Source organism: Paenibacillus sp. P22, from assembly GCF_000469945.2.
Classification (GTDB): Bacteria; Bacillota; Bacilli; order Paenibacillales; family Paenibacillaceae; genus Paenibacillus_O; species Paenibacillus_O humicus.
This window is the reverse complement of the sequence record NZ_CBRA020000142.1, coordinates 1-10042: the sequence shown is the minus strand read 5'-3', so window position 1 is coordinate 10042 and position 10042 is coordinate 1. Positions and strand designations below refer to the sequence as shown.

At 50.5% G+C, this 10042-nt stretch carries 11 protein-coding genes and 2 pseudogenes; 8 read left to right on the top strand and 5 right to left on the bottom strand.

Translation table 11 applies throughout. The annotated features are described in order from the left end of the window. A pseudogene (locus BN871_RS28565) lies at positions 1-637 on the top strand (DUF262 domain-containing protein); the annotation flags it as partial. Further along, positions 634-1293 carry an MAE_28990/MAE_18760 family HEPN-like nuclease gene (locus BN871_RS18785; RefSeq protein ID WP_021877642.1) on the top strand — a complete coding sequence of 220 codons (660 nt, stop codon included), beginning with the start codon at positions 634-636 and terminating at the stop codon, positions 1291-1293. The pseudogene BN871_RS28565 and the gene BN871_RS18785, both read left to right, overlap by 4 nt. Positions 1294-1621: 328 nt before the next feature. Here the strand turns inward: BN871_RS18785 and BN871_RS18780 are convergent, their stop codons facing one another. Together BN871_RS18780 and BN871_RS18775 are read right to left on the bottom strand one after the other, a co-directional pair. Continuing rightward, on the bottom strand, positions 1622-2569 hold the full coding sequence (locus BN871_RS18780; protein WP_048748331.1) for an LLM class flavin-dependent oxidoreductase: 948 nt from the start codon (positions 2567-2569) through the stop codon (positions 1622-1624). Further along, entirely contained in the window at positions 2566-2910 is a 345-nt protein-coding gene (locus BN871_RS18775) for a hypothetical protein (protein WP_021877644.1), read from the bottom strand. The genes BN871_RS18780 and BN871_RS18775 overlap by 4 nt, the downstream gene beginning before the upstream one ends. A 346-nt stretch (positions 2911-3256) precedes the next feature. Here BN871_RS18775 and BN871_RS18770 point away from each other — a divergent pair, with 346 nt between their 5' ends. Beyond that, positions 3257-3748 carry an SRPBCC family protein gene (locus BN871_RS18770; RefSeq protein WP_021877645.1) on the top strand — a complete coding sequence of 164 codons (492 nt, stop codon included), beginning with the start codon at positions 3257-3259 and terminating at the stop codon, positions 3746-3748. A gap of 155 nt (positions 3749-3903) precedes the next feature. On the opposite strand, the pseudogene BN871_RS29265 reads toward BN871_RS18770, so the two are convergent. After that, positions 3904-4026, bottom strand: a pseudogene (locus BN871_RS29265) (LLM class flavin-dependent oxidoreductase); the annotation flags it as partial. 229 nt (positions 4027-4255) lie between these two features. Here BN871_RS29265 and BN871_RS18765 point away from each other — a divergent pair. Further along, positions 4256-5380, top strand: coding sequence for an NADH-dependent flavin oxidoreductase (locus BN871_RS18765; RefSeq protein WP_048748330.1), 1125 nt, complete (start codon positions 4256-4258; stop codon positions 5378-5380). Between the two features lie 210 nt (positions 5381-5590). On the opposite strand, the gene BN871_RS18760 is transcribed toward BN871_RS18765, so the two are convergent. After that, entirely contained in the window at positions 5591-5797 is a 207-nt protein-coding gene (locus BN871_RS18760; protein ID WP_157053981.1) for a hypothetical protein, read from the bottom strand. 600 nt (positions 5798-6397) lie between these two features. Between BN871_RS18760 and BN871_RS18755 the strand changes: the two genes are divergently transcribed. From BN871_RS18755 to BN871_RS30310, 3 genes are read left to right on the top strand one after another with little or no spacing between them, the layout of a single operon-like run. Next, positions 6398-7399 carry a glutathione S-transferase family protein gene (locus BN871_RS18755; RefSeq protein ID WP_048748329.1) on the top strand — a complete coding sequence of 334 codons (1002 nt, stop codon included), beginning with the start codon at positions 6398-6400 and terminating at the stop codon, positions 7397-7399. 19 nt (positions 7400-7418) lie between these two features. Then, entirely contained in the window at positions 7419-7925 is a 507-nt protein-coding gene (locus tag BN871_RS18750; protein WP_021877650.1) for a GNAT family N-acetyltransferase, read from the top strand. Next, the gene (locus BN871_RS30310) at positions 7926-8318 is read left to right on the top strand and encodes an SCO family protein (protein WP_048748328.1); all 393 of its coding nucleotides are present in this window, start codon (positions 7926-7928) and stop codon (positions 8316-8318) included. It abuts the gene before it with no gap. A 203-nt stretch (positions 8319-8521) separates the two neighbouring features. Here the strand turns inward: BN871_RS30310 and tlp are convergent, their stop codons facing one another. After that, the gene (gene tlp, locus BN871_RS18740) at positions 8522-8746 is read right to left on the bottom strand and encodes a small acid-soluble spore protein Tlp (protein WP_048748327.1); all 225 of its coding nucleotides are present in this window, start codon (positions 8744-8746) and stop codon (positions 8522-8524) included. Positions 8747-8977: 231 nt separating this feature from the next. On the opposite strand from tlp, the gene BN871_RS18735 reads away from it, so the two are divergent. Next, on the top strand, positions 8978-10042 hold a 1065-nt coding region (locus tag BN871_RS18735), incomplete at its 3' end, for a sugar diacid recognition domain-containing protein (protein WP_198158068.1).

The following is a 10042-nucleotide window of genomic DNA, read 5'->3' as shown; positions in this document are numbered from 1 at the left end:
CCCTAATGCAAAGTATGAACTCTTTCAAAGATTGAATACAGGTGGAGCTCATCTTAGTCCTCAAGAGATTAGAAACTGTCTACTCGTTATGATTAATAGAGACCTTTATTTAGCTATTAAGGAATTAAACGAGTATGAAAACTTTAAAGATTGTTTGCCTCTAACCGACAACAATGTGGAGCAACAAAATGATATGGAAATGGTCGTCAGATTCATTGTTGCTAGGCATAGTAACCTGGATGAAATAAATAGAGAAGACAATATGCATGAGTATTTAACGGAAAGAATGACACACATTGCTCAAGAGAATGCAATAGACTTAGAACACGAGAAAGCTATTTTTAAGCAAACCTTCGATTACCTTAAGGATCTCTTAGCTGATGATGTTTTCAGAAAATATTACGATGTTAAGGGAAGATTTGAAGGAGCCGTTCTGATTAGCTCGTATGAAGCAATTGTGTTAGGTGTAAGCAAAAATATTCATAAACTAAAGCAGGTTGATCGGGAAGTAGTTTTATCAAAGATTAAAGAGTTATATTCTAATCCGGTTTACCTAGATAGTACTAGACGAGGAATTCGGCCAATCAATAGATTTAAAAGCCTATCTACGTTGAGTTTAGGGTATTTTAATGTATGAAAATTAGGACAATTGAAAAGCTCGAAGATCTGCTTGATGAAGATTTGGCGTGGAGAAAGAAAGAATTATTTGAAATGAAACGAGTAATAAAGAGAAGTAATGTAAATAAAAACTTGCACACTCGAGCTGCTATTGCATTACTATCTGCTCACTTTGAGGGATTTATTAAGTTTGCTGCAAACAGATATATAATATTCATAGCAAGTCAAGGAGTTTCCTACCGTAATCTAAAGAATTGCTTTTTGTCTATAAAGTTTAAGGCGAAATTTGATCAATGTAACGAAACAGATAAGCTAAGTGTTTACTCTAGCTTGCTTGACGATTTAGAAGGTGCACAACTCAAGAATTTCAAAGTAAACGATGATAAGATTATAAAAACCGGAGGGAATCCAACTTCAAGTGCTTTAAAAGAGATATTGAAGAGTGTTGGATTGGAATATGATTTGTTCGAGACAAAAAGACATTTTATAGATTATAGTCTACTATCAAAAAGGCATGAAGTAGTACATGGGGAGAAGACAGATCTTGATCCAGAGGATTTTTTTGTAACCTTAAGCGAGATCATGGAGACTATTGATCGTTTTAAAACTTGTATCATTGAAGCAGCAGAAAATAAACTTTATTTAAAACAACCTGAGCTAAGCACGGTAATTTAAAAGAAATTTCTTTCATATAGGGGAAGTACCTGCGGTTCTTACACCTAAATACAAGCTTTCATAACTATGTGTGTATCATGCTTTAAATAAAGTAGATTTAAAAATCAAAGCAAGTGAGCACAATTTTCTTTGAGATTTTAAGGACAATCGAAAGGCACCCAGTCGGGTGCCTTTCGATTTCGCTCTATAGATGAAACGGTGAACCATAACATAAGTGACGGCGAAAAATGGGAGGGCCGATAGAACGGTAAAAGCGGTAGAGGAAGGCTTTAGAAGGATAATTATCCCCTATGGACCATAGGAGGTTTCTGTGTTCTAAATTAACGAATTAAGCCATTAAGCATGCATGGGCAAGCAGCTCAAAAGAACGCAACCGTATCCGATAGTCGGGAATCATTGTAACGACAATGAATTCATCAACGCCATACAAGTGAGATAACTGTTGGAGCTTTTTCTTTAGGCTCTCAGGCGTGCCTATCAGCAGCTTACGCTCCGAAAGCGGAGCCGTTTCCCTTGCGGAAGCTTCTTGTTGAAACAAAGCTGTACCCGAGGATGCCAGCCTCTCTGCCTCCTCCTCTGTTTCCGCGCAAACGACACCAACGGCAACGATCGCTCGCGGTACAGGGGAAAGAGCTGACGGAGTAAACGCTTCGCGGTAAGCCCTTAATACTTCCTCCCCGGCTACTTCGCTCATGAACTGACCAAAAACATAACCGGTTCCAAACTCAGCCGCATAAGCCGCGCTTTTCTTATTTGTCCCTAGCAGCCACAGTTCTGGCGGTACGGATGGAGTTGGGCGGGCGGTAATCCGACGTCCTTCATATTCATAGCTCCCCTGCAAAAACTCGGAAACTCCCCGGAGCAATTCTGGCATTTTCCAGACATTTTCAAGAAAGTTGTCACTAAGAGCGAGGCTGACTTCAGCGGAACCGCCGGGCGCCCTTCCTAACCCAAGATCAATTCGTCCCGGGTACAGGCTAGCGAGCAAATGAAAGGATTCTGCAACTTTAAGAGGCTTATAATGCGGCAACAGCAATGCCCCGGATCCGATACGAATGCTTTGCGTTTTTGCACCGATATGCGATAGCAGCACATCCGTTGAGGTGCATGCCAGCCCTGGCATGTCATGATGTTCCGCCACCCAATAACGGAAATATCCCAGTCTTTCGGCTGCTTGAGCCAACTCTACAGCTTGTCCCAGTGCAAAGGTTGCATCGACCTCATCAAAAACGGGGACCAAATCCAAAACACTAAGTTTAATCGGTTTCGCTGTCATAGGCGTCCTGTCCGAGGATTTCGGTAAAATTCAATCATATCGATAAACGTAACCGTGTATTCGCTCATTACCTTGCCCAAATCATGCATTCGGCCATGACCGTCCTCTTTGGAAGCGAATACGACGTCGTGCCGCACCTTATCCATGATGATTTTGCCAATGAACTGGTGCTCGTACTCTGCATACTTGTGTTTGAATTCCTCATTAAACTCCAATAAATCTACGTAAGACCGCTCTAGCATCGCATTAACCAAAGTCAGCTCCTTCCCTTCCTTGTGGACTGCTGCGTAATAATTGCCCCGATCATCCTTAATCAGATCCTTTAACAATTCAACATTCAAAGTAATGGACTCCCTTCATAACTCCTATGCAAGAACACTTTATCTTGCTTATTATTCCTATTCATTTTGTACATATACGATTAATTCCGTTCCTATCCCTTCCTGGCTTTCAATTCGAATCGTGATAGGTGAGTTGTATGCTGCAGCGTCGCGAATTGATGCATACCGGCGAGTTTATGAAAGATGCGCTGAACTTGGATACGAAGCTCGGGTTTGAACCGATGCCGCAGTACGTTTTCTTAAAAAAATGTTGAGATGCACGTTCACCGGAAATTGGGGTTTGGTGTATTATTACAAATAGAAACATGATATGGAATAAAACCCGTAATTTGATACAGGAGGGAACATGGCTACGAACGAGTACTATATGCCGACGGAATGGCGGATTAAAGGAGACATCTGGGAGGTTTTCGAAATCTGTTCGAATTTCCCGGACTATCAGAGATGGTGGCCCAGCGTGTACTTGAAGATCGATTCGGCCGGCAAAGATCTGGAGACCGGCGGCGAGGTGTACGCCATTCTGTCGAAGAGCAAGCTGCCGTACAAGCTGCGCTGGCAGTCCTGCAAAACGGGCGAGCAGGCGCCTCACAGCATTTCGCTGAAGGGCACAGGCGATTTGACCGGCCACGGCACGTGGACGTTTCAACAGGACGGCGATTACGTAAACGCGCGTTTCGATTGGTACGTGACTGCCGACAAGCCGCTGCTGAGATATCTGTCGCCAATTTTCAAGCCGTTGTTCCGGGCAAACCACTACTGGGCGATGGACCGGGGAAAAGAGAGCCTGGAACGAGAACTGGAGAGAAGACGCAAAGCGGGCATCTCCGATCCGGGCTGATTTGTCGGAGGAATATGTAAGGAGCTTGGCCTGGAAGGCCGGGCTTTTGGTGCATCTCATCCCAACAAGGAACCGACATCGTTTCACCAATCCTGCAGAGCCGTCGGGGACGTTCCCTGACGGTTTTTCTTTCGCAGTCGGTGACGGCTCGGTCAAACGGAAGTGGCCGAGCTCGCGATAAAAGGCCTATTGTGGTACTCCGCAAGCCAATACCGGTGGTATCCCCACTTGTCGGCATGCGTGGCAAAATCCAGCGTGTTCCGGTATGATTCGGCTGGATCATACACGATGACATCGTGTTCCTCTTTTTTCTCGTCACCGCAGAATTAAATATCCCGGCAGGGCTTGTCGGCCAGATCCGCTGTCGGGAAGCTGTCCGTACCCGATTGGTCACGGCATACAGTAAGTATCCTGATGCATCTTAATCGTGTTTCTCCATCTTCGCATGCTTTTCCCATTGTTGAACAAACTAGTGAAGGTCTAATCATCCATAGGGAGGACATGCGCATGAACCCCAAATATAAGCCATTATTTGAAGATTTTACGCTGCGAAGCGGCATCCGGGTGGACAATCGAATCGTCATGGCCCCGATGACGAACTGGTCGTCGAATGAGGACGGCACGGTGTCGGACACCGAGGTCGACTATTACATCCGTCGCGCCGGCGGCGTCGGCATGGTCGTGACCGCATGCACCTACGTCACCCGCAACGGCAAAGGGTTCGCCGGCGAATTCGGCGCCGACACCGACGACATGATTCCAAGCCTGCGGCGTCTTGCGTCCGCGATCAAGGAAAAAGGGGCTGTAGCGCTGCTGCAGATTTTCCACGGCGGGCGCCTGTGTCCGCCGGAGCTGGTGCCGAACGGAGATATCGTGAGTGCGAGCGACGTACCGTCGGAACAGAACGGGAATGTCAGGCCAAGGCCGCTTCAGGATGAAGAGATCGAAGCCATCGTGCGCGACTTCGGGGAGACGGCGCGGCGGGCGATTGAGGCGGGCTTCGACGGGGTGGAGATTCACGGCGCGAACGGATACCTGCTGCAGCAGTTTTTCTCGCCGCATACGAACCGCCGCGACGACCGCTGGGGCGGGGATCTGGCCAAACGGATGACGTTTCCGCTCGCGGTGGTGGAAGAGGTAAAGCGGGTCGTCGCCGAGCATGCCAAACGGCCGTTTGCCGTCGGATACCGCTTCTCGCCGGAAGAACCGGAGGAGAACGGCATCACGATGGACGACACGTTGAAGCTGGTCGACGCGCTTGCAGGCCGGGAGCTGGACTATCTCCATGTGTCGCTCATGGACTTCCGGTCCCAACCGCGGGTCGGGGCGGACGACAGCAAGTCGCGGCTGCAATGGATTGCGGATACGGCCGGCGGACGGACGCCCGTCATCGGCGTCGGCTCCGTGCATACACCCGAGGAAGCGCTGGAGGCGCTGTTGACGGGCGCAGCGCTGGTTGCCCTTGGCCGCGAGCTGATCATGGAGCCCGATTGGGTCGCTAAGGTCGCGGAAGGCCGGGAGGCCGAGATCGCGACGACGCTCAGCAAGCAGGACCAGCGCCGGCTGGTCATTCCGGATCCGCTCTGGCAAGGCATCATGGGCGCACCGGGCTGGTTCCCGGTGGTGGACTGAACGCATCGCCGCAGCCGGCATTTCCGTCATGCGTCCATTTTGGGGTAAGCCGATGACAAAAACGGCTGTACGGCGGTGCTCACAGCTGCTGGGGTGGGCGGCGCTGTTGATCATCACGGTCATCTCCTCATTGACAGGAAATGGGTGCAAGGCTGGGAAGGCGCGCATCCCAGGATTGCTTCAACAGGCGAAGCGTTTTCCCTTTGCGATTCAGCGCAAGATGAAGGCCGCGATCCAGGCTTCGCGCGGAAAGGCGAATAAGGCCCGGATCAACGCTCGTTTCTCGGGAAGCAGGAGCTTTATTTCTTCGTAACCCGTCAGCAACGCATGCAGGAGCGAGGGGTTGATCAGGTTCGGAAGTAACGTCTCCGTGGATGAGGGTCGCCGGAAGGTTTTTTCCTCGGCCAGCATGCTCATCACGGAGGGCTTCCGAAGAATAATCGCGGCGTCCTGATATAGCGTCATGCAATCATGCCCATGCCGTTTAAACCAATACGCCTCTCGCTTATCTTGCTTAAACCTCGTCAAGCGCGCGCCGCAACCTTACTCCTCCGCTTCAAGCCTCCGATTTTCGATCCACTCCATCATGTAATAGGGTCTGCCTTGTCTCGCGGGTTGGCATCCATTTCGGCATATGCGGATAGGCGGCTTCTTTAGGGTGATCAACACTTCTCCCCTATATTTGACCGCCCGAATAGCATGAAGACGTCCGCGTGGAAGAGTCTTTCAAGCTTTCCGCCAGCTCTTTATCCTTTACTTTTCCGAAGTGTTCCCGTGCTTTTCTGATTTGTTGGTTGGCTATTTTGATATGCGTCCCCACAGCATTCCCCTTCCCTTCTCTATGAAATAAGCAATAAATGAGCATGTGCCAAGCTGTGCCTGAGCGAATAACGAAAGCGCTTTGGGTTTATTTTCAGTGGACGTGAACGGGGTGCGGCGCCAGTCACATCATAGTGTCAGGGCCGCCGAGAATGAGATAGAATAAAAGCTATAAATCCCCAATAAAGGATGAGAAATATGACCCAGAGCGAACAATCGAGCCACAAGCCTGACGAGATCACGAAGGACGGGTCGTTCAAACGTCAGATCAATCGATTCACGACCCCGTTCGGGGATGGGCCCGGCGAGCTGCCGGTCGAAGCGGGGCGATACCGCCTGTTGTGGTCCGCGGCATGCCCGTGGGCCCATCGGTCCGTCATCGTCCGGCGCGTCCTCGGACTCGAGGATGCGATCAGCCTGGGAACCGTTAGTCCGATGAGGCCAAGGCTTCAGCGCGTGGACTGGGAATTCTCTTTGGACCCGGACGGCGTCGATCCAGTGCTCGGCATTCGGTATATGAGCGAGATTTACTTGATGACGGACCCGGATTACGAGGGCAGACCGACCGTGCCGGCGGTCGTGGACGTGAAGAAGCGGGAGGTCGCGAACAACGACTATTTCAAGCTGACCAACGATTTGGAGACGGCGTGGGCCCCCTATCACAAGCCGAATGCGCCCGATTTGTATCCGGAGCCTTTGCACGATCAGATCGTCGCCTTGAACGAGACCATCTTCCAAGACATCAACAACGGCGTATACAAATGCGGCTTCGCCCGCTCCCAGGAGGCCTACGACGCCGCTTACGATACGCTGTTCGCCCGATTGGACGAGCTGGAGCAGAGGCTGTCGGAGCGCCGCTTTTTGCACGGGGATTACATCACGGACTCTGACGTCAGGCTGTATACGACGTTGGTCCGGTTCGATGCGGCTTACTATACCGCGTTCCGGACCAACCGCACCCTCATACGCGAGTTCAAACACTTGTGGGGGTATGCGCGCGACCTGTACCAGACCCCTGGATTCGGCGACACGACCGATTTCGACGCGATCAAGCGGCACTATCATCTGTCGATCACCATTGCGACGGACAAGCCGGAAGCAGGCATTTTGCCGAAAGGGCCGGACTTGGCCGTCTGGGATTCGCCGCACGATCGGCATGTACTGAGCGGTCAGGAAGGAAAGTTTCTCATTCGCGTCTAACAGGAAGGAGTCGAAAACGATGAATCTACGCAACGCCGCAACGGGCGAGAGGAGCTACATTCGGCAACAAAGACTGGACGCCTACCGCGAGCACGCGAAGTCCATTCCGGACGCCCATTGGCAGGCGCTGGCGCGGGCGATCACGTCGGAAGCCGACACGCAGCCGGGCGTCGATCTCATCGTCGCCGAGGTCGACGGACATATCGCAGGCAGCGTGGCGATGTTCCCGCCAGACACGGATGCATACGAGGGCCATGCCCTGAAGCTGGCCTATCCGGAGATCCGAATGCTCGCGGTGTCTCCCGAATATCGGGGGAAGGGCGTGGCATCGGCGCTGATCGCAGAATGCATCGGGCGGGCTAGAGCCCGAGGCTGCCGGTGGATCGGCCTGCATACCGGCGAGTTTATGAAGGACGCCCTTCAATTGTACGGGAGGCTTGGTTTCGAACACGTGCCGCAGTACGATTTTCAACCGGCGGACGATGGCATTACGGTAAAAGCGTTCAGGCTCTCGCTGGATGCCTGATTGGCCTGCGGACGGAGTGCTCGAGGAACCGACGGCAGGCAGCTTGCGTCACGTAGCCGATATGGGGCGTCGCCAGCACGTGGGGCAGATGGCGGTACGGATGCTCGGGCGCAGCTGCTCGACGTCTTAGAGATCGAGGCCGGGACCCGCGATGCAGAGTTTTTTTCTTTTACGATTGACCCAGAGAGGGATACCGCTGAGGCACTTATAAAGTATTCGGAAAAATTAGAGGCCGACCTCAGTGGCTGGGATTTTCTGCGTGGGGAAGAGGCCGGCAATTTTGACATTCTGGTGATGAAAGATGAGGGAGGAACTTTATCACTTGTCAATTTACGCGGCTGCTATATGTTCCTTGCCATCGTAACAGCCCGCAACCATTCAAGGCGCTGTTGAGAGCAATGCTGGGAGTAAAGTCTACTTCTACCAGCCGCAGACGGTATGGGAGGATAAGCATGAAGTTGAGTCATAGCTGTTCACCATCCATGGACCGGATGCTTGACAGACATGGCAAGCTGCTGGCGGAATTGTCCTCCTAAAAGGCTAACGGCGATTCAGCCCCATTTTGCAGGTGTGGGGTTGAATCGCCGTTTTTTTTTTTACTCTTGATTATGTGCTGCTTCGTCCTTAACTTCCTCTTGAAAGCCTTTAATGCTTACTTTACGGCGTTCATTTTTTTCTTCGATTTGGTTGCGTTCCTCGCTGCTGATTTCAGAGGAGAATTCGTTTAAATATTCTTCAGCTTCATTCAGGTTTTGCTTTGTATTCTGAATACTTTGCTGTAAATGCTCCACATTATCTGCTCGATTATCCGGTTTTGCCATACGTTTATCGCCTCCTGGTAATTGAAGCGCTCGCTGGAGCACTAACAAGTAGCTTGTTCGCTAACGAACGGTTTTATGCATTATCTTTTGGATACCGATATAAGATATAATTCCTCCCGCCATTAGGACTTAGGCTGCCTTCCGACCCGTAAATGCCAACAAAATGGCAATATTTCTTTTAGGTATATGGAGGTAGTAAAAATCAAAATACAGCTTGTGAGGTTAAATGTGATGATTCTTACTCGATCTCTTGCGGATAATATTGTTCAGAAAACAAAGGAATTAACAGCATTGCATATGAACGTTATGGACGCTACTGGCATTATCATCAGCTCCAGCGATCATGAGCGAATAGGTACCTTTCACGAAGGAGCCGCAAAGGCTATCCAGAACGGTGTAGACCAGATCATAACCGAAGAGATCTATCAGAAGATGATAGGAACCAAACCAGGCATAAACATGCCTATACGCTTTGACGATATGGTCATAGGCGTTATCGGTATAACGGGCGATCCGGATCAAGTGCAGCCTTTCGGCAAAGCGGTTCAAATGATGACGGAGCTCATGCTGCAGCAAGCCTTCCTGAGTGAACAGGTCGGCAACGAGGAGAAGGCGCGCGACTTTCTGGTACAGGATTTGATCGCCGGGCAGAACGACCGTGGGCTCGATGCGGTGATAGCCAGAGGCCAGCTGCTTGGCGTTGATCTTACCCTTCCAAGAAGCGCATGGGTTATCCAAACCGAAAATAGCGATAAACAAACAGAAACGTTAGAGATTCATCGATCGCTCGTCCGCAAAATATCGAACCTGTTTCCAAACCCCCGACAAATCTTGTGCTCCCGGGTACAAAGGAACCGTTGGGTTATCATTACGGAAATGCAGCCTTTGACCGATCGAAGCCGATTTGAGTCGATCTCGAACCAAATCCGGAAATTGATCTCGGAGCGGATGAGCACCAAAGCTTATCTTACGGTAGGACGACAGGTACCCGGCGCAGATGCCCTGCACGTTTCCTACAAAGAGGCGCTAACCCTTTTGAAAATAAACCGGCTGTTTCCTGAAAACGCCGCCGTCAAGCATTTTTACGATCTCGGTCTTGAGCTCATGTGTGCCGAAGTAAATGCCTCCACGAGGGCGCATATTATTGACCGATCGCTGGGCGCTCTTCCCGATTTCCCGGATTTGATGGAGACGTTGAACGCATTTCTCAACTGCAGCTTAAATATTGCTTCTGCGGCGAAGATGCTCTGCATTCACAGAAATACGCTGCTGTATCGATTGGATCGAATCAAAGAG